Here is an 18,010-nt window from a genome sequence, read left to right as displayed (position 1 = left end):
ACCCACCCACCCTCTTGCCCCTCCGGGGGCGGCGAACCACCGTTCACCGCCAGCCCGCCGCGCAGCGGCAAAAAGGGTGGGCGGGTGGGGAGAACCACCGTTCGTTCAAAAAGAAGACCCGTTCCCGGCAAGGACGCCTTTGGCCGTACCGGAAACGGGTCAGAGACCTACGGAATCACCGTGATGTGGTTGGGCGTCGGAGGCGTCACCGGCGAGTGCGCCCCCAGGTAAGCCGCGAACGCGTCGATGTCGAGCGGCCCACTCCACAGATCGGTCCCATCCCGGAACGCCAGGAACGCGTCCCCACCACCGACCAGGAAGTTGTTGGCCGCAACCCGAATGCTCTGCGTGTCCGTAACCGGAACCCCGTCGATCCTCATGTTCGAAACCCGCGACCCCCAGGCACCACTCGCACTGTAGGTGTACGTGAAGTTCGACGACGGCTGCAGAATCTTGGTGAACGCCTGGTTGTTCGGACCGCCCACCCACTGCTGCTCCAGCAGGGTCTTCAACTGAGCGCCCGTCAACGTGACCACCTGCATGAGGTTGTTGAACGGCTGCACCGCGAACGCCTCGCCGTAGGTGACGACACCGTCCCCCTCACCGGCGGGCGACCCCGCGTACGTGATCCCCTGCCGGATACCACCCGGGTTCATCAACGCGATCTGCGCGTTGCCCCCGGTCCTGGTCCCCTCCAGCTGAGCATCCGCGATCAGGTTCCCCAGCGGAACCTCCCCGGACGGAGAAGCCACGTTGGGCAAATCCCCGGTGATGCTGCCGATCGGCCTGTTGGCCACCCCGGCGGTCCGCGACCTCCACAGATCGATGAACGCGACAGTCGCCGGGTCGGGCGTGACCGTCCGCCGAACGACGTGGTTGTCCGCGACCACCGAGGACCGCACGATGTCGCCGGTCGCCTTGTCGATCTGGAAGTCGATCTGGGTCAGCACCCGCCCGAACGAGGAACCCTGCGTGTAGTACCGCATTTGCCCGTTCGAGTCCGGAGCCTTGCAGATGTACGCCTGGTGCGAGTGCCCACTGATGATCAGGTCAACCTCGGCGTCGAGCCCGTTCACGATGCGCGTCCCGAGGCCGGGCAGGATCGGGCAGGCGTCCGGGCTCTGGTTCGGCGTGACCTGGTCACCCTCGTGCACGAGGACGACCTGCGCCTTGATGCCCTTCTGCCTGAGCAGCCGGGAGGTCTCGTTCGCCGCGGCGACCTCCTCGGTGAACTCCAGGCCCTCGATGCCGGACGCGGTCACAATCGACGGCGTGGTCTGGGTGACCAGGCCGATGAAGGCGACCTTCTCTCCGTTGATCCGCTCGACGTAGTACGGCGCCAGCGCGGTCTTGTTCTTCTTCGTCTCGATGACGTTGGCGGCGATGAACTCGAAGTCGGAGCCCTTCCACTTGCCGGCGGGCGAGCACCCGTCGACCGGGTGGCACTTGCCCTTCATGATGCGCTCGAGCTCGTCGAAGCCCTCGTCGAACTCGTGGTTGCCGGCGCTGGAGGTGGCGAGTTCCAGGCTGTCCAGGAACTGGACGGTCGGCTCGTCGTGGTAGGCGGCGGAGATCAGCGGGCTGGCGCCGATCAGGTCGCCGGCCGCGACCAGGACGGTGTCCCGGTTCTTGAACTGCTTGACGTAGGTGGCGAGGTAGGCGGCGCCGCCGACACCGTCGACGATGGTCCCCGTCTCGTCGGCGATACGACCGCTCGACCCGGTCGGGGGCTCCAGGTTGCCGTGCAAGTCGTTGATCGTCAGCACCCGGATCGGGATGAGCTCGTCTTTGTCCTTGGCTTTCGCCTGATGCGTGGCATTCGCGCCCGCGGGGGTGATCACGAGCGTTAACGCACCCGCCAGGGCGGCCGTGGCCACAGCGAGTCGTTTGAGTGAAGCAGGGGTCATGTTCACTGAGCGTAGAGAACCCATCTAGCCGTCCTATGTCTCAAAGGTAACGATTCGCGGGACCCCTCCCTGGCGGGATTTGCCAATACTGGACCCGTAGAGTGCGAATCATGAACGCGCACGTGGTGATCAGGGAACAACTGAGTGACGATGAGGTGACCTCCGTCCTGAGTTTGGTCGCGGAGGCGACGGAAAGCGACGGCGTCCGCCCGCTCAATGAGCACGTGATGCTCCACCTCCGATATGGCGGCGATACCGGAGCGAAATCCTTTCTTCTGTACGCGGACGAGTCCCTGGCCGGATTCGCTCACCTTGATCCGACCGATCCCGTGGCGGGCCCCAGCGGGGAACTGGTGATCACCCCGGCGTACCGGCGGCGCGGCTTCGGGCGTCGCCTGCTCGATGCCGTACTGACCGAGAGCATCAGGAACGCGGCGGAGAAGGATCTGCCGGCGTTTCCGGGCGGGGGCAGGCTGCGCCTGTGGGCGCACGGCGATCATCCGGGTGCGTCCAGGCTGGCGGCTTCCGCCGGGTTCGCCCGGGTGCGGTCGTTGTGGCAGATGCGGCGGTCGCTGTTCGCACCGCTGCCCTCGGCCGTGGTCCCGGAGGGCGTACAGGTGCGGACTTTCGCGCCGGGACAGGACGAGGCGGCCTGGATCGCGGTCAACGGGCGGGCGTTCGCCCACCATCCCGAGCAGGGCGCGTGGACCCTCGACGACCTCGACCAGCGCGAGAAGGAACCCTGGTTCGACCCATCCGGATTTTTCCTAGCATTCCGTGAATCGCGACTGGCGGGCTTCCACTGGACGAAGGTCCACGGGGCCGACGGCCACGGGCACGACGCCATCGGCGAGGTGTACGTGGTCGGCGTCGACCCCTCCGAGCAGGGCACCGGCCTCGGCAAGGCGCTCACGCTCGCCGGCCTGGCCCACCTCCGCGCCCGCGGCCTCTCCCAGGTCATGCTCTACGTGGACGAGGAGAACCAGGCCGCCATCAGACTGTACGAATCCCTGGGCTTCAGCCGCTGGGACACCGACGTCATGTACGCCGAGCGGGCGTGAGGCCCTACTCCACCGCCCAGTGGAGCGCGAAGTAGCAGAGCGCGGCGACGAAGGCGGACGCCGGAATCGTCAGCACCCACGCGGTCACGATGTTGCCCGCCACCCCCCAGCGAACCGCCGACAGGCGCTTCGTCGAGCCCACGCCCATGATCGCGCTGGTGATGGTGTGCGTGGTCGAGATCGGCGCGCCGAACCCGATCGCCGCCGTGTACAGGACCGTCGCGGCGGCGGACTCGGCCGCGAAGCCCCGGGCCGGGTCGAGCGCGATGATCCGGCGCCCGAGGGTACGCATGATCCGCCACCCACCGGCGTACGTGCCGAGCGAGATCGCCCCCGCGGCGGCCAGGATGACCCACTGCGGGATCTCCTCGCCGTTGTTCGCGTATCCGCCCACGACCAGGGCGAGGAAGATGACGCCCATCGTCTTCTGCGCGTCCTGCAGCCCGTGCCCGAGCGCCATCGCGGCGGCCGACACGGTCTGCGCATACCGGAAACCCTTGCCCGTCTTCCGCGGATTGCTCTTGCGGAAGATCCACAAAATCGCGATCATGATCACGGCGGCCAGCGTGAAACCGACCAGCGGCGACAGGATCATGGGGATGACGACCTTCTCCATCACCCCGTCCCAGTGCACCGTGACGCTGGCCACCAGCGCGGATCCGATCAACCCGCCGATCAGCGCGTGACTGCTCGACGACGGTAAGCCGAAATACCAGGTGATGAGGTTCCAGGTGATCGCTCCGACCAGGCCGGCGCCCACGATGACCAGCCCGTGCGCGCCCTCCGGCGGATCGATGATGCCCTTGCCGACGGTCGAGGCGACCTGCGTGCCCAGATGGGCGCCGATGAAGTTCATCACCGCGGCCATGAGCAACGCCGCCCGCGGCGTCAGGGCCCGCGTCGACACCGAGGTCGCGATGGCGTTCGCGGCGTCGTGGAAACCGTTCGTATAGTCGAACACCAGGGCGATTACCACAACCCCGATGACGAGTGCAAGCTCCACTTAGCTTTCCTTGACCGCGATCGACTCGACCGTGTTCGCGACACTCTCGAACGCGTCCGCCGCCGACTCCAGCTGATCGATGACCTCTTTCATCTTCAGCACGGTCAGCGCGTCGTACTCACCGCCGAAGAGCTTGGCCAGCAGCCGCCGATACACCTGGTCGGCCTGGTTCTCCAAGCGGTTGATCTCGATCCAGTACTCGTTGAGGTTCGCCATCGACCGCAGCCGCGGCATCGCCTCGGCGGTCAGCTCGGCAGCCCGCTCAAGAACCTCGACCTGCCGCACGACCTCCTTCGGCAGATGATCGATCTGATACAGCACGATGAGGTCGGCCGCGGCCTCCATGAAGTCCATCACGTCGTCGAGATTCGACGCGAGCCGATAAATGTCCTCACGATCGAACGGCGTGATGAAGCTCTCGTTAAGCCGGTTCATGATTGCGTGAGTACGCTCGTCGCCCGCGTGTTCGCAGGCGCGCATCTTCTCGGCCAGGGCATCCCTGTCCGAGCCGTCGCTGATGATCTCTACCAGCAGCCGGGATGCGGTGACTAGGTTGTTCGCCGAGTCGGCGAACAAGTCGTAGTAGCTGTCCTCACGGGGTGTGAGACGCAGGCGCACGTCGATCTCCAGATGTGCGGGGACGGTCCGCAGAGAAGAGTACGGGCAACCAGGTGGAATGCGAACTTAAGGGTGCGCATACCTAGATGTCACGAACTCTTACCCTTGGGGTTGCCCTGTAGCCTCGTGCTGACACGTGAGGCGTATCCGAGACTAGCGGACGACTTGGGGCAGTTCACAGGGGGTTCATCCCGCGTTCAATCTTGGTCCGGTGGAAGCTCATGAAAGACCGGCTCGGCGTCGGCCCCCGCTGACCCTGATACCGCGACCCGTACTTGGCGCTCCCGTACGGGAAGTCCGCCGGCGAACTCAACCGGAACATACACAACTGCCCGATCTTCATCCCCGGCCACAGCTTGATCGGCAACGTCGCCACGTTCGACAACTCCAGCGTCACATGCCCTTCGAACCCCGGATCGATGAACCCCGCCGTCGAATGCGTCAACAGCCCCAGCCTGCCGAGACTGCTCTTCCCCTCCAGCCGGCTCGCGATGTCATCCGGCAGACTGATCACCTCGTACGTGCTCGCCAGCACGAACTCCCCCGGATGCAGGATGAACGCCTCATCCCCGTCAGGCTCCACCAGCCGCGTCAGATCCGGTTGCTCCACCGCCGGATCGATGTGGGGATACCGATGGTTCTCAAACACCCGGAAATACCGGTCCAGCCGGACATCCACACTCGACGGCTGAATCATCCCCGGGTCGTACGGGTCGAGCTTCACCCGCCCCGACTCGATCTCAGCACGAAGGTCACGATCAGAAAGCAACACCGTGCGACTCTACCGGCCAGGACCTCCCCACGCCCTGCCACCCATGAGCGCACCACTCAGGCGCGGGATCCGCTACAGTTGGATCGCAGTCGTCTCCCAAGACGCCTACGCGGGTGTAGTTCAATGGCAGAACATCAGCTTCCCAAGCTGACAGCGCGGGTTCGATTCCCGTCACCCGCTCCACGTGTGTAAGCCCAGGTCATCCGATGGATTCGGAGCCTGGGCTTTGATCTTGTAGGGGCTAGTTGATCTCCGCGTGCCATTAACGTGCCATTAGCCTGTGGATCACCCAGTGGGAACCAGCGCCCCGGGCGGATCATCCTCATCGTCTTCGCGAGCCGGATCGTGGCCGATCAAGTGCTTGTCGATGGCCGCCGTGATGACTTTGTCGGCGCCGCGTACGGCATGCTGATAGATCATTGCCGCACGGACGTTGTCATGCCCCATCCGTGCCATTAGGTCCTTGAGACCAGCGCCCGACTCAGCCGCGATCATGTTGCCGGTGCGACGGAGATCATGAAGGTGCAGGTCCGATGCACCGATTGCCCGGACAACTTCCATCCAGGCGCTCACCTTGTTGAAGCCGCTACGCCGCATCGGACCGCCTTTGAGGCCCGCGAAGACCAGGGCATCGGCTTCCGGCTTCACGTAGACCTGAAGGTGTTCGCGCAGAGCGGGAAGGATCGCCTGCGGAATGCCGACCATGCGCTTGCCCGCCTTGGACTTGGGCGGCCGCGGGCATCGCCGTAGCCGGCCCCCGCCGTACCCAACGCACGCGCCGACCACAGGCCCGCCGCCACCAGGCCGCACGAGTTGTCGGCCGCTGCCAGATCACGGAAGTAAAGGCCCATAGAGCGCATAGATCGAGATCACGATGGCGACGACCCCAGCCGGAAAGGCGGGCATGGCCCACAACGCCATCCGCCGACTACGAACGAAATGCGCAGGAGACCACCACAGGAACACCCCCGACGCCAGCCAACCAAGCGGGGACGCAAGCCACGCGACCAACGTGATGCTCGACCAGGTTTCCAGCGGAGCGCATGCCGCCGTTTCATACTCCGTGTATGGATCAAGGCCGCACTCATCGAACCAAAGATTCCACACCACGACCATCATGCCGAGTAAGGCAATCCCCCAGGTCACGACCGAGATAAACAACACCGCACAACCCACCGCGCCTCTCGCCGAGGTGGATCCCATGGGCGATGCCGTCTGATCAGCCAGAAGCTCTGCCACAATCGGGCACCCTAGACCTACGGCGGCGAAGCGATCAATACCGTGATAACCCATGCCTCCGGCGGGGACCTCGGCTCCGGGATGATCGCGATTGTAAAACCTGGGAGCCGTAGGTGGCTGGGGTGGGCCTGATCGTCCCGCCTGCCACGTCCCAGACAGAGCCCAGCAGATCGACTCCTCCGGCTCAAGCCCGTCTGTGATCGTTGGCGTCCAATGGGCGAGGAACAGCTACCGGCTAAGGGACACGCGAAGACGGGCCTGACCCTCCGTCCCCGACCCGCTGCCGCTTCGCGGTGGGCCGAAGCTGACGGGAAGATCAGTCCAGGGGAGGATCTTCTGTGTCAGTTACGTGCCCATTCCACTTAGATCTTGCCCTTCAGCTGGGCAGTCCCCTGCTTGTCGGACCTTTCTGTAAGATCGCCTCGTCCGAGCGATCACCGGGAGATGTTCATTGAGCGGCGCGACCGCAGGAGATTACGCCTGGCTCCATGACGCATGGACCGACGGTGTCGGCACCACCGTTCTGTGCATCAACCTCGTGCGGGGCCTGTCCCCTGCGGACGCTCTGCGACGGATCAAGGTCACCCCGGGCACATCAGGAGAATACGGGGTCGCTGCCTACACGGCCGAGGGCGGAACCGTACTAGCCGAGAGCGGATGGGCGACCAAGTACGTAACCAACGTGGCGGAACCGCTCTCCCTGGGCACGGCTGTGGCCACTGTCTTCGCCGACATCAACGGCGCGGACTTCACCCACGAGGTCAACGAGCAACTGATCACCACGTTCAGCCTGTACAGCTACCGGTTCCGCGAGGGCAACGACCCTGACAGATTCCTCACCGACGTACGCGAGCTCGGGCTATACCCAGATGACGACGAATACGCCGTCAACCTCATCTCCAGCGCCCTCGCCTTGGCCTCACGGACCACCGGCGTACGCCTCTCACGCAGCCAGTACGCCAGACCCACACTGACCGCTTCGACCGACCATCTGTACCCTTCCTGGTGAGGTCATGGCCCTGATCGTCAGCGTCGTGATCGCGTGTCCCAGTCGAGGTAGCGCACGACGCTCCTGGTCAGGGGCAATCGATGCGTGCCAGATCCGTGCCAGAACAGGCGGGGAACCACGGTCATTCACGGGGACGCACCGGCAGTCGACCCGCCCTGACCTGCACCCCCGTTTTCCCAGCTCAGGGCAGCAAGGTCAGCAGATGATTCCCAAGCTGACAGCGCGGGTTCGATTCCCGTCACCCGCGCCAATGACGAAGGCCCAGGTCAGAGGACAATTCTCGACCCTGGCCTTGATCGTTTCTGGAGCTTTTTCGATCTTCCGTGCAATTAACGTGCAGTACGCGATGGGGACCAGGACCCCGGCTGTGCCCTCGTCGTCCTCGTCATCGCCACTGCTGATGTGCCGGTCGATCGCGTCAGTGATCGACTTGTCCGCACCCCGTACGGCGTGCTGGTAGATCATGGCCGCGCAGATGTTGACGTGACCATGCGCGCCATCAGGTCATTGAGACCGGCTCCGGACCCCGCGCGAACATCAGAGCCTCCACCGATCCCGGTCCACTTCAGACCTCAGCCACCACAAGCTCGCCAGAAGCGCTAAGCCCGATACCGGCAGTCTGGGTGCAGGACGGCGGTGTACCCCACCACGCGGCCGGTTCGGGGCGTGAGTCTTGATCTTGTCTCGCCATGCGGCTTAGTCGTGCTCATCGCACTTGAGGTCTTTTGAGACCAGTGCTCAAGTCGCCGCTGCGATTCAGTTCAGCGGGGGCCTACCCGACTCACCCCAGCGGTGAAGTCCGCATGCCTTGTATTTGCGTCCCGACCCGCACGGACAGCGGTCGTTGCGCCGAGGCTCCGGATTAGCTCCGACATGGTCAGGCAGCCGGGAGGTGAAGGCCACCTTGGTGGTGAGGCCGATGTCGTCGATCAGCCATTTCATCTCGGCACTCCGTGCGGTGATCTCGTCGGCGGCAACCGCGATCGTGTCCGCGGCGGCGATGGCAACTGTGGGCTCGATTACCGGTTCGTAGGACGGGTGCGTCAGCGGATTCCAGGCAATCTGGGTCAAATGATGCGTACGTGTGAAGTGCTGCGCTTGATTGGCCACGAACACCGTCATGCCGCCGAAGCTGGGATGAACAGCGTCGCAGAGCCACTCATACGCGTCGTAGATCGTGTCGTTCGGGCGCTTCTTCGCCAGGCGCCGCACGTAGGTGATCGCGTTGGTGCTCTGAATCGGCGGCTTGGTTTCCACTGACTCATCGAGACGGCTTCCGAACTGGACTCTCGCGAGCCGCTGCCCGAAGGATTCAGCGAAGTTCCGGATCGTTTCGACGGTGGGCGTCCCTTCGCGCTTGAACGCGTCCCAGTCGCCGATCATGTCACCGGACTCACAGGAGAATGCGGCTGCCCCTTCGAGAAGAGACCGGGCGCACGCGGCCGCGGGAAGGATCTGCCAGACGCGTAAAGCGCTCTCCGCCGCGTCGGCGAGTTGCACGCCCCGCCATACGTGGGTCAGCCACCAGGCCCCCGTACGGCCGTGCACATCCAGCGCGGTGAGCTGAGCGGCTATCCCTTCCAGGGAATACGGTTCGGGGAGCTGCAGAAAGGGTGTCGCCAAGCCGCTGCGGTTCCCCTCTTTGTCGTAGCGGACGCCAGAGAACCAAGTCCCGGTGGAGGGCAACAGTCTGGTCAGTTCCTGATCCGCCGCACGCGGCTCTTTGGATTGGAGAGGAACCGGCAGATGAAGCACCCAACTCGCTTCCCGCGGCAGTTTCTCCGCCATCGCCCGCAACAGCGACATTCCCTCCGCGACCCGTTGCAGGCGCGCCCTACCTAGTGCGGACGCGATGTCAGGCTCCGTCACGTCACCAGCATGCCCCATACAGCCCCTGGCCGCCTAAGGCCACCGCTGCGGCCAGAATCGGTGCGCTACTCCGAATCCGCCGCCATCCAATTCCGCGATCTCCGCCTCGGATCTCAACCGGCCCGAGCGCGGTCACGAACCCGTGTACAAGCGCTCCAGTCCCACCAGTTGCACCCGCCCGCCGCTGCGCGCCGCTGATTCCTGCAACGCCGGCATGAACCCCATCCCGCTGAACAGCAGCAGCCGCCCCGGCGCCTCGCCCCTGGCCGCGAGTAGCGCCGCCACCCGCTCCAGCCGCTCCAAGTGCCCGAGCCCCACAACATCCCCCCACTTGGCCTCCCCAATGGCCAGTAGGGTGCCGTCAGGGCCACGGACAGCAACGTCCACCTCGTGGCCCGCGCGGGTGGTGGCGTCATGAACGACTCCGGACTGCACCCTTCCGGCTAGATCGCCAAGCGTCTCCTCGGACGCGAAGTCCTCGCACCACACCCGGCACATTCGCTCGTACACCGGCCCCGCCACGTTGCTGCGGAAGCGCGGTTGGGCGGCACGCCAGATCCGCTCGGTACGCCCCTGCCGCACCCGTTCCAACTGCGCCCAGTAAGGGCGCATGATCGCGTGATAGAAGCGCACCAGCGGTTCGGTGATCCGGTATTCGGAGCGGTTGCGGCGAAAGGCGTCGGGGTCGGCCACCAGGAGGCCAGCGTCCTCCAGCACGGTCAGATGATGGGAGATGTCGACGGCTTTGCGCTCGATTCTGCCCGCGATACCACTGCGGGTCGCGTTGCCCTCGGCGACCGCAGCCAAGACCGTGTGATACAGGCCGGTGTCGCGTAGTGCAGGGTCCTCGGCGAGCAGGAAGCGTACCTCGCGGAAAAGCGGACTGGCCGGGTTGAGAACGTACTCGACCACCCAGCGGTCGAAGTCGGCCAGGCTCGCCGGGGCGATGCCGGCCAGATACTCGGTGCGGTAGGCGGGGGTACCGCCGACGATGAAATAGACCAGGGCCGCCAGGCGGGGCTCGGCCGCCAAGCCCCAGAACTCGGCGGCCAGCCGGAAGTTGAAGGTGGGCACGACCAGTTCCAGCCCGGCCCGCCCGCGTAGGGGCGCTTGACCGGAGAGCAGGCCGCCCATGAAGGAGATCGACGACCCGCACAGCAGTAGCCGTGACCTGGACGCACCCCGCTGCTCGCGGCGTGGCGACAGTGCTTTCTGGATGACCGACGGCAGGTCCTTGGCGTCGCGTACCAGGTAAGGGAACTCGTCCAAGACGACGGGGATGGTCCGCTCAGCGCCCAGGGAGAGCAGGCCGTCGATCGCCTCCTCCCAGCTTTCGAACCTGACCCGCCCCGGCATCCCGGCGAAAGCGGAGACGGCCTCCCCCAGTTGGCGCAGTGCTTCCGCCCTGGGCACGGCCTCGGTCGCGGCGTAATAGAAGCCACCGGTCACCTCGCAGACGGCCTCCAGCAGGAACGTCTTGCCCTGCCGACGTCGTCCGGAGACCACGCCGAGGGTGGCGCCCTGGGCATCGTTGGCGACGAACCGCGAGAGCTGTTCCCACTCCCAGTCACGGTCGAACATGTCCGACGGCCGCGGCAACGCCATCTTGATCCTCAATTATTAGGAGTACAGTCCTTAAAAGTGTACTCCTAAAAGGAGCAGGCCGCCGACATCGCCATCGGACTGCGGCCAAACCACGCACGACGAGCGCCTTCCGTGCCAGATCCGTGCCAGAACAGATGGGCAACCGAGGTCACCCACGGGGGCTCACGGTCAATCGGCCCACTCTGACCTGCATCAACGTTCCCAGCTCAGGGCGGCAAGATCGGTATCCGATTCCCAAGCTGACAGCGCGGGTTCGATTCCCGTCACCCGCTCCACATGCGAAAGCCCAGGTCATCCGATGGATTCGGAGCCGGGCTTTAACCTCCGCTTCGCGACCTCCTCGATAAGGGTCAGGATGTTCAGGACGCCGAGATAGAGGGATGATCCCTGCTTCATCACGCCATCGACGTGGAGATCGACGGACACCATCAGACTGGTGAACCTCCACAACGTGGATGTGACGGCGTTCCTTCTTGCCCGTGGCGCCAACCCCTTGTGTCCACTTGGCCTGGACCTAGCCGGATTGGGCGAGCCGGATCAACAGATCCCGTTGCGTGTTGCCATACAAGGCATTGGCGTCGTAGATCGCGACAAATGGCGTGACTACAGTCCCAAATCCTGGCCCAGTTCGCTCAGCGGTATCGATGGCCCTGCCTCCAATAGGCCAATGAAGTATGGCCGTGAGACGTTGAGCTCGCGTGGACGTACGGTCAACTGACCCGCCCTGACCTGCGCCTCTGATTCCATCGCGGTGGTTCAGAGGTGGCCACGCGCAGGCCAAGGTCATAAGAACGGCGCTGCAGTAACCGACTCCCGAGCTTAGGAGCCCTTGATGAGCTCAGGGCATTCTTCGGCGACGATGCGGGCCAGTTCGGCACGGGATGCGATGCCGAGTTTGCCGAACATCCGGCGAAGATGGGTGGACACCGTGTGGTGGGAGAGGAACATCCGCTCGGCGGCTTGACGGTTGGTCATCCCCCGGGCGATCAGGCCGGCCACCGCGCGTTCCGTGTCGGTGAGGCTGTCCCATCCGGAAGACGGCCGCTGTGATTGAACCCAGTGACGGCGCCGCACACCCAGCGCCCGCAGCCGGGCCCGCACCCGGGCCACGTCCCAGAGCGCACCCATGCGCTCGAAGCCGTCGAGCGCTTCAACCAAGCTCTCGACGGCCTTCGCGGAGGCATCGGCGCCGGAAGCGCCGGCCCACAAGACGCCGAGGTCTTCGGCGGCCGAGGCGCGTGCCCACGGTTCGGGCTGATCAACGGCGGCGGCCAACGCGCCGGGGTCCTGGTGGAAAATGCCGCGGGCATGGGCGAACGTGATGGCGAAGACGGGAAAGTCCGGGTTGTTCCGGGCCAGGAACTCGGCCGTGTCAACGATGGCCTGCGCATACGGACGGTTCGCTGCGGCCAGCGCCAGCCGGGTCATCCAGGCGGCCGTGAGAGGCGTCGTGAGGAGTGCCCAGCGCCGCTCCTCCTCGTTGGTGTAGATGGCGTGGAGTACGTCGACCGCCCGTCCGGGATCACCTTGGGCCTCGGCCACCGCCGCCATCACCCACTTCTCCCACACCGATCCGAATCGCATCTCGGGCGCGGCGTGGATGGACTGGAAGCGTTCGATATGCCCGACCGCGGCGTCGATGTCGCCCTGCCGCAGGGCGATGACCGCGAGTATGGACAGCGCGACGCGGATGAACCCGTGTGTGCCCAGCTCCTCGGCGATCATTTTCCCGGCCTGGGCCTCGGCGGCGGCGTCATCAAGTCGACCCACGCCCAGATTCAGAACGGAGCGGAACAACGCGGGCTGTGCGGCGAGCACGGTCAGCCCGAGGTCGTTGATTTCCTCCTCGGCGGCCTGGATGGCGATGTCGGCCGCGTCGAACTCACGCACGGCACTGTGGTGGAGGCTCAGTATCAGGCGCGCGTACGGGCGGTGGATGGCTTCAACGGTGCCGTGCTCGGTGACGTGCAGGGCTTCGCGAAGATGCGCGTACGAGTCGCCGATCCGCCCCTCGACCACGGCCAACCGAGCGAGCAGCAGCAGAGCTCCCACGACGGCGGCATCGGCGTGCCGCTCACGGTCGGCCAGAACGGCTTCCGCCCGATGCCGTCCTTTCCGGAAGTCTTTCAGCCAGAAGAGCCCCCAGAACATCGTCCATTCGGCGAAGCCGCGAAGGTCCTCGGGCAGCTCATTCTGGGCGAGCAGGCTTTCGGCCTCGGATATCGCATCCGCCGGTCGGCCGCTCAGCAGCAGGATGTGCGCCAGCGCGCACCGCAGGCGAGGGGCGTGGCACGCCGGGGCCCTGGCCAGTGCGGCGCGGGCAAGATCGGCCGCTTCGGACAGCCGTCCGATGACCGTCAGGGCGTCGACCGCCGTGGAGGCGCGACCGAACCAGTCGGGGTCGGTGGAGCCGCTGAGTTCAAGCGCCCGCAGGGCGAGGTCGGCGGCGGTCTGTGGTGAGGATCGCAGCACCTCCCGCGCCGCTCGGTCCAGTCCGAGGAGTGCGGAGTCATCACCGCGGCTGGCACTGTGAATCAGATGCGCGGCGGCGGGAACGGCCGACCCGCCTCGTTTGAGCAGCATCTCCGCCGCGTCGTGGTGCAGGGCCCGGCGTACGGGGGCGGGGATGGTCTCGACCACCGCCTGCCACAGTAGGTCGTGCCGGAAGGTGAGCTGGTCTCCTGCGGGTTCGACGATGCCGGCCGCCATCGCCCCCTCCAGCATCGGCAACAGCGCACTGGTTGATTCGCTGAGCATTTCGGCCAGATCCTTCACCGAGAATGAGCGGCCCAAGATTCCGGCGCTCTGCAGCAGATGCCTGATTGGTGTGGACAATTCCTCCAGGCGTTTTTGCGTGACCGCCTGGGCCTGCGGTAGCCGCGCCGAAACCATCCGTGCGTGACCCTCGGCGATGTGGAAGACGCCCTCGCTGTTGAGCTTGTCGAGGAGATCGACGAGCAGGAAGGGATTGCCGTCCACGATGTCGGCCAGGGCCAGTACGTCCGGCTCGGGCGCTGCGCCCAGGACGTCGGTGACGACGTCCGCCACTGCTCGCTCGTCCAGCGCCTGCAGCGTGATCCGGATCGCGCCGTCACGTTCCAGCACGTTGAACAGATAGTCGAGGTGGGGGCCGTCGCCGCTGCCGCTGGTGCGAGACAGCATCCAGACGAGCGGATAGGAGGCGAGATCTCTGGTCATCGACCGCAGCGCCAGCAAAGTGATCGGATCGGCCCAGTGCAGGTCATCCAACGTCAGGAGCATCGGTTCCTGAGCCACCCGCTGCTCCAACGGTCCCTGCAGCTGTTCCACCAGCAGTAGTCGCCGATCGGTCGGACCGGAGAGGTTCATGTGATCGTCCGCGGGAAGCGCGCGGCCCTGCTCGCCCAGCGCCGATGTCAGCGGGGCCAGCGGTATCAGCTGGGTCAGTTCGTCCGCCGCTCCTTGGGCGACTTCTAGCCCCGCCCTCGCTGCCGCGGTTGCGGCTATGTCGAGCAAGCGGCTCTTTCCGACGCCGGATCGGCCTTCGACCAGGAGGACCCCGCCCCGGCCTACCTTGGCCGCCGTCAGCAATCCGACGACAAGCTCCCATTCCCATGCGCGGCCACGCCAACCAGGCCAGGACGACCGACAGAAATCGAACTCATCAGCAGCTTCGTGGGCACAATGGGATGAACAACCCATAATGCATGGAACTACCCAGGCGTTAGCTGCGTCAAGTGCATGATCGGAGGGAGGCCTGCGGTTTCTCCGCCTTCGTGACGTCATCTTCAGGAAAAAGCCGTCACTCGCTCGCGAATGCAAGACATTTCCCCGGATTTACCCTCCTTACGCTCCTGCTAATGCGACATCGTCGTTGGAGCCAATATTTTATCTCAAATGTTCGCCAAAACAGGATTTAGCCCACCCACTACGAACGTGTCGGGCGACGGCAACCGGCACACCGCGTGCGGGCACAGCCCCGCCAATGGATGGATTGCCGGGGTGCCCATACGGTCGGCCAGCAGCGGGGAATCACGGGTACTCCCGGTCACTCGACAGGCATACGCGCAGGTCACCCGGCATGATGTTGAGAGACTTCCCAAACTGACAGCGTGGGTTCGATTCCCGTCACCCGCTCCCAACCACATGGTCGATCAGCCCGCTGGGAACAGTGCTCCCACCGCTCCGTCATGCTCGTCGTCTTCGCGCGCAGCTCAGACCTTGATGACGATGACACGTCCGCCACACAGAATGGCAAGGTCCTCAGGGTCGGAGGTGAGAACCGTGACCGGTCCGGGGGCAGCGAGGGCGGTGGCGCTAAGCATTGCATCAATGGCGCACTTGTGCCCGTGCAAGCCTGCATTGGAAAGAAGTGTGGCGGCATGACGGGCGATCGGTTCAGTGACCGGCTCGACGACAAGGCGGGAAAGCGTCCACTCCAGGGCCGGCCGGTTGATGCGGGGATGGACCACTTCGACGAGGGTGGCGGCAGAGGTAATGACCCGAAGGTCATCTGCACGGGCGAGAGCGAGCCATGCGGTGACCGTACGATCACGCAGGACGGCTTTGGCCAGTCCTTCGCTGTCGAGGACCAGAGTGCCGCCGGGGGTGGCGGGGGAACGGGTCACACGGCGTCCGCTCCGCCGTGGGCCTGTCCCTGCCGGGCCTGCTGGAGCTGGTCGCGCATTGCCTGGACCTCGTCCTCGGTGATGGGGCCGTGCTCAGCCTCAGCGACCTGGATGAGTTCGCTGAGGTTGTCGCGCTCGATCTGGCGGGCGACGGCAGCGGCGACATAGGCGGACAGGCCCGAAGGGCCGCTCCGGGACCGGGCCGCCTCCGCGATGTCACGCGGCATGGTGATCGAATACTTGCCAGTAGGCTCACTCATGCTCCCTATCCTACCTCTTATACTCCTGCGGCTATCGACCCGTCCGGTAGGAGCCCGTGTCAGGGGATTGCGAACTCTGCTCCTGCTACACCAAGCTTTGTCCTCTCGATCCTCTCTCGGAGATCCGAGCGTCTCGGCAATCTGCCGCTTCCAAACGATGAGCGGCAAGCCCTTCCGTGCCAGATCCCTGCCAGAACAGGCGGGAAGCCAAGGTCATTCACGGGGACGTACGGCAGTCGACCCGCCCTGGCCTGCACCCCTGTCTTCCCAGCTCAGGACCCCAAGATCAGCAGATGATTCCCAAGCTGATAATGCAGGTCACTCTATTCCACGCCAACTTGACTGGATCATTCAGGGTTCAGCCAGCATTGAAAGGACGAACTCGTTGATTTAAGCACGGCGGGATAGCGTGGCGGCTCAGGCCAGATCTGCAGGAAGTAGTGATCACCTGGTTCGACCCAGTTCTCTTCGTCCATTCCTCTGATGTGGTATCGCAAACGATATGTTCCGGGACCGGCGGGCAGCGGAGGAAGAGGATGCGTCCTCCCCCCTCCCCACTCCTGCAGCGAAAGCCGGCCCGATGGGGACTCGTAGCCGATCTCGACGATGTCTTCGTAGCCATCGAGGTCAGCACCCGGATCCCGATCGGCGACAGCCACCGTGAACTCCACCGTTCCCCACTGAGGGCCCACAATCAGGAGGGCACTGCCTTTCTCCACTCGGATGATCCCCACAGGGTGGCTCGGCACATCATCAAACTGGCCGTACGCGTCACACCCCTCGTCCACGAGATAAGCCTGGCTGTAATCCACCTCCACATCCATCTGCTTGATCTGCACGACAGGAGTCTCATCTCTGGCCATGGGCAGGAAGCATAGACTCCGCCACCGACAAGATCGGCTATCAGCGGCAGCGCAACCAGGCTGCCGTCAAGTGATGGACGACGAGCTAGCTTCCCGTGCCAGATGCATGCCAGAACAGGCGGGGAACCACGGTCACTCACGGGAATCACAGTCACTCGACCCGCCCTGACCTGCACCCCCGTTTTCCCCCGCTCAGGGCAGCAAGGTCAGTAGACGATTCCCGAGCTGACAGCGCGGGTTCGATTCCCGTCACCCGCTCCAACATAGAAGGCCCAGGTCACTTATGATTTCGGGACCCGGACCTTGATCGTTTTTAGAGCCTTTTCGATCTTCCGTGCAATTGATGTGCGATTGGCCCGCCGGGACCAAGATCCCTGCTGAGCCCTCGTCGTCAATACCGCTGATGCGCCTCGACCTATCGGCGCCCTTCACCGCGTGCTGATAGATCATCACGTCCCTGATGTTGTCGTAACCCATCCGCGCCATCAGATCCTTAAAGCCAGCGCCAGACTCGGCCGCGAACAAGTTGCCCGTGTTCCGGTCATTGCCAATGCTCGGGGGCAATCCGAAGGCTCCGCGGCTGGGCGCGCTCAGGTGCCTTGGGTCGTGAACGACGTCGGCGGGTCTCCCGCAGCTACGCGCTGAGCCCATGAGCGCAGGGCGTCGATCGTCCGGCGTAAGTGAGCATCATCAGCCAACCCAGGCGGAGCCCACAGCTCCGTCCTAAGCTCACACTCCGCATCGAGATCGGCCCACAACTCTTCGAACGAATCCCGAATGCTCCGCTCCCGAGGATCAGAGACGTCGAACAACCCCCGAAGATCTTGAATCAGCTTAGACAGAGCAACCTCACCTGAGGCGTACGCATCCAGTCGCTCGACCATCCGTCCGATCAGAACTCGCTGGTATTCCTCCACGGCTCCATCTTGATCATCGTGAAATTGGCCTGCAATCAGACAGGGTGACGAGGGGGCAACCACGGTCACTCAGAACCAGTCCGAGGCTCAGGTCAACGGCCTCACATGCTGTGATCGGAGCAGTTCCCACGCTGACAGTGCGGGTTCGGTTCCCGTCACCCGCTCCATACGCGAAGGCCCAGGTCGGGACATGGATTTCAATCCTGAGCCTTGATCGTTTCTGGAGCCGTGCAATCCCTCCGGGCAGTTCAGACCTTGATGATGACGACGCGTCCGCCGC

Annotated in this window: 16 protein-coding genes and 1 tRNA gene; 3 read left to right on the top strand and 14 right to left on the bottom strand. The window is 64.6% G+C overall.

What is annotated here, in order from left to right; genetic code table 11:
* Positions 1 to 167: 167 nt before the first annotated feature.
* Positions 168 to 1,907 (bottom strand): bifunctional metallophosphatase/5'-nucleotidase, encoded by a 1,740-nt coding sequence (locus Aph01nite_RS32185; RefSeq protein WP_204044807.1) that lies wholly within the window; start codon positions 1,905 to 1,907, stop codon positions 168 to 170.
* A 110-nt stretch (positions 1,908 to 2,017) separates the two neighbouring features.
* Here Aph01nite_RS32185 and mshD point away from each other — a divergent pair, with 110 nt between their 5' ends.
* A complete protein-coding gene (mshD, locus tag Aph01nite_RS32180) occupies positions 2,018 to 2,968 on the top strand; it encodes a mycothiol synthase (RefSeq protein WP_204044806.1) in 951 nt (316 codons plus the stop codon).
* A 4-nt stretch (positions 2,969 to 2,972) separates the two neighbouring features.
* On the opposite strand, the gene Aph01nite_RS32175 is transcribed toward mshD, so the two are convergent.
* From Aph01nite_RS32175 to dcd, 3 genes are all read right to left on the bottom strand, one after another.
* Positions 2,973 to 3,971: an inorganic phosphate transporter gene (locus tag Aph01nite_RS32175; RefSeq protein WP_204044805.1), complete on the bottom strand. Its 999-nt coding sequence runs from the start codon at positions 3,969 to 3,971 to the stop codon at positions 2,973 to 2,975.
* The gene (locus Aph01nite_RS32170; protein WP_204044804.1) at positions 3,972 to 4,589 is read right to left on the bottom strand and encodes a DUF47 domain-containing protein; all 618 of its coding nucleotides are present in this window, start codon (positions 4,587 to 4,589) and stop codon (positions 3,972 to 3,974) included.
* Positions 4,590 to 4,764: 175 nt separating this feature from the next.
* Positions 4,765 to 5,361 carry a dCTP deaminase gene (dcd, locus tag Aph01nite_RS32165; protein ID WP_204044803.1) on the bottom strand — a complete coding sequence of 199 codons (597 nt, stop codon included), beginning with the start codon at positions 5,359 to 5,361 and terminating at the stop codon, positions 4,765 to 4,767.
* A 109-nt stretch (positions 5,362 to 5,470) separates the two neighbouring features.
* Here dcd and Aph01nite_RS32160 point away from each other — a divergent pair.
* Positions 5,471 to 5,544 (top strand) — tRNA-Gly (locus Aph01nite_RS32160).
* Positions 5,545 to 5,646: 102 nt separating this feature from the next.
* Here Aph01nite_RS32160 and Aph01nite_RS32155 read toward each other — a convergent pair.
* Positions 5,647 to 6,066, bottom strand: coding sequence for a tyrosine-type recombinase/integrase (locus Aph01nite_RS32155; protein ID WP_204044802.1), 420 nt, complete (start codon positions 6,064 to 6,066; stop codon positions 5,647 to 5,649).
* 126 nt (positions 6,067 to 6,192) lie between these two features.
* Positions 6,193 to 6,600 carry a hypothetical protein gene (locus Aph01nite_RS32150; protein ID WP_204044801.1) on the bottom strand — a complete coding sequence of 136 codons (408 nt, stop codon included), beginning with the start codon at positions 6,598 to 6,600 and terminating at the stop codon, positions 6,193 to 6,195.
* Between the two features lie 451 nt (positions 6,601 to 7,051).
* Between Aph01nite_RS32150 and Aph01nite_RS32145 the strand changes: the two genes are divergently transcribed.
* On the top strand, positions 7,052 to 7,609 hold the full coding sequence (locus Aph01nite_RS32145) for a DUF6461 domain-containing protein (RefSeq protein WP_204044800.1): 558 nt from the start codon (positions 7,052 to 7,054) through the stop codon (positions 7,607 to 7,609).
* A 195-nt stretch (positions 7,610 to 7,804) separates the two neighbouring features.
* On the opposite strand, the gene Aph01nite_RS32140 is transcribed toward Aph01nite_RS32145, so the two are convergent.
* The 8 genes from Aph01nite_RS32140 to Aph01nite_RS32105 all read right to left on the bottom strand — a co-directional run bounded on the left by Aph01nite_RS32140 (position 7,805) and on the right by Aph01nite_RS32105 (position 16,789).
* On the bottom strand, positions 7,805 to 8,074 hold the full coding sequence (locus Aph01nite_RS32140) for a hypothetical protein (RefSeq protein WP_204044799.1): 270 nt from the start codon (positions 8,072 to 8,074) through the stop codon (positions 7,805 to 7,807).
* A gap of 291 nt (positions 8,075 to 8,365) precedes the next feature.
* A complete protein-coding gene (locus Aph01nite_RS32135; protein WP_204044798.1) occupies positions 8,366 to 9,478 on the bottom strand; it encodes an SEC-C metal-binding domain-containing protein in 1,113 nt (370 codons plus the stop codon).
* Positions 9,479 to 9,610: 132 nt separating this feature from the next.
* A complete protein-coding gene (locus Aph01nite_RS32130; protein ID WP_239162137.1) occupies positions 9,611 to 11,083 on the bottom strand; it encodes an AAA family ATPase in 1,473 nt (490 codons plus the stop codon).
* 291 nt (positions 11,084 to 11,374) lie between these two features.
* Positions 11,375 to 11,512 (bottom strand): hypothetical protein, encoded by a 138-nt coding sequence (locus Aph01nite_RS32125; protein ID WP_204044797.1) that lies wholly within the window; start codon positions 11,510 to 11,512, stop codon positions 11,375 to 11,377.
* Between the two features lie 390 nt (positions 11,513 to 11,902).
* Entirely contained in the window at positions 11,903 to 14,764 is a 2,862-nt protein-coding gene (locus Aph01nite_RS32120) for a helix-turn-helix transcriptional regulator (protein ID WP_239162136.1), read from the bottom strand.
* Positions 14,765 to 15,276: 512 nt separating this feature from the next.
* On the bottom strand, positions 15,277 to 15,690 hold the full coding sequence (locus Aph01nite_RS32115; protein WP_204044795.1) for a type II toxin-antitoxin system VapC family toxin: 414 nt from the start codon (positions 15,688 to 15,690) through the stop codon (positions 15,277 to 15,279).
* Positions 15,687 to 15,950: a CopG family transcriptional regulator gene (locus Aph01nite_RS32110; RefSeq protein WP_204044794.1), complete on the bottom strand. Its 264-nt coding sequence runs from the start codon at positions 15,948 to 15,950 to the stop codon at positions 15,687 to 15,689. Before Aph01nite_RS32110 ends, Aph01nite_RS32115 begins: the two co-directional genes overlap by 4 nt.
* 347 nt (positions 15,951 to 16,297) lie before the next feature.
* The gene (locus Aph01nite_RS32105; RefSeq protein ID WP_204044793.1) at positions 16,298 to 16,789 is read right to left on the bottom strand and encodes a hypothetical protein; all 492 of its coding nucleotides are present in this window, start codon (positions 16,787 to 16,789) and stop codon (positions 16,298 to 16,300) included.
* Between the last annotated feature and the right edge of the window lie 1,221 nt (positions 16,790 to 18,010).

The organism is Acrocarpospora phusangensis, assembly GCF_016862995.1.
In the GTDB taxonomy this organism is placed as follows: domain Bacteria; phylum Actinomycetota; class Actinomycetes; order Streptosporangiales; family Streptosporangiaceae; genus Acrocarpospora; species Acrocarpospora phusangensis.
Note: the sequence above shows the minus strand (reverse complement) of the source record. Positions and strands in the feature narration are given on the sequence as shown.

Bases quoted from the DNA above. Each gene is read 5' to 3' on its own strand.
- Aph01nite_RS32185 (WP_204044807.1), bottom strand. From the start codon at position 1,907: ATGACCCCTGCTTCACTCAAACGACTCGCTGTGGCCACGGCCGCCCTG.
- mshD (WP_204044806.1), top strand. From the start codon at position 2,018: ATGAACGCGCACGTGGTGATCAGGGAACAACTGAGTGACGATGAGGTG.
- Aph01nite_RS32155 (WP_204044802.1), bottom strand. From the start codon at position 6,066: ATGGTCGGCATTCCGCAGGCGATCCTTCCCGCTCTGCGCGAACACCTT.
- Aph01nite_RS32140 (WP_204044799.1), bottom strand. From the start codon at position 8,074: ATGATCTACCAGCACGCCGTACGGGGTGCGGACAAGTCGATCACTGAC.
- Aph01nite_RS32130 (WP_239162137.1), bottom strand. From the start codon at position 11,083: ATGGCGTTGCCGCGGCCGTCGGACATGTTCGACCGTGACTGGGAGTGG.
- Aph01nite_RS32125 (WP_204044797.1), bottom strand. From the start codon at position 11,512: ATGGTGTCCGTCGATCTCCACGTCGATGGCGTGATGAAGCAGGGATCA.
- Aph01nite_RS32120 (WP_239162136.1), bottom strand. From the start codon at position 14,764: ATGGGTTGTTCATCCCATTGTGCCCACGAAGCTGCTGATGAGTTCGAT.
- Aph01nite_RS32110 (WP_204044794.1), bottom strand. From the start codon at position 15,950: ATGAGTGAGCCTACTGGCAAGTATTCGATCACCATGCCGCGTGACATC.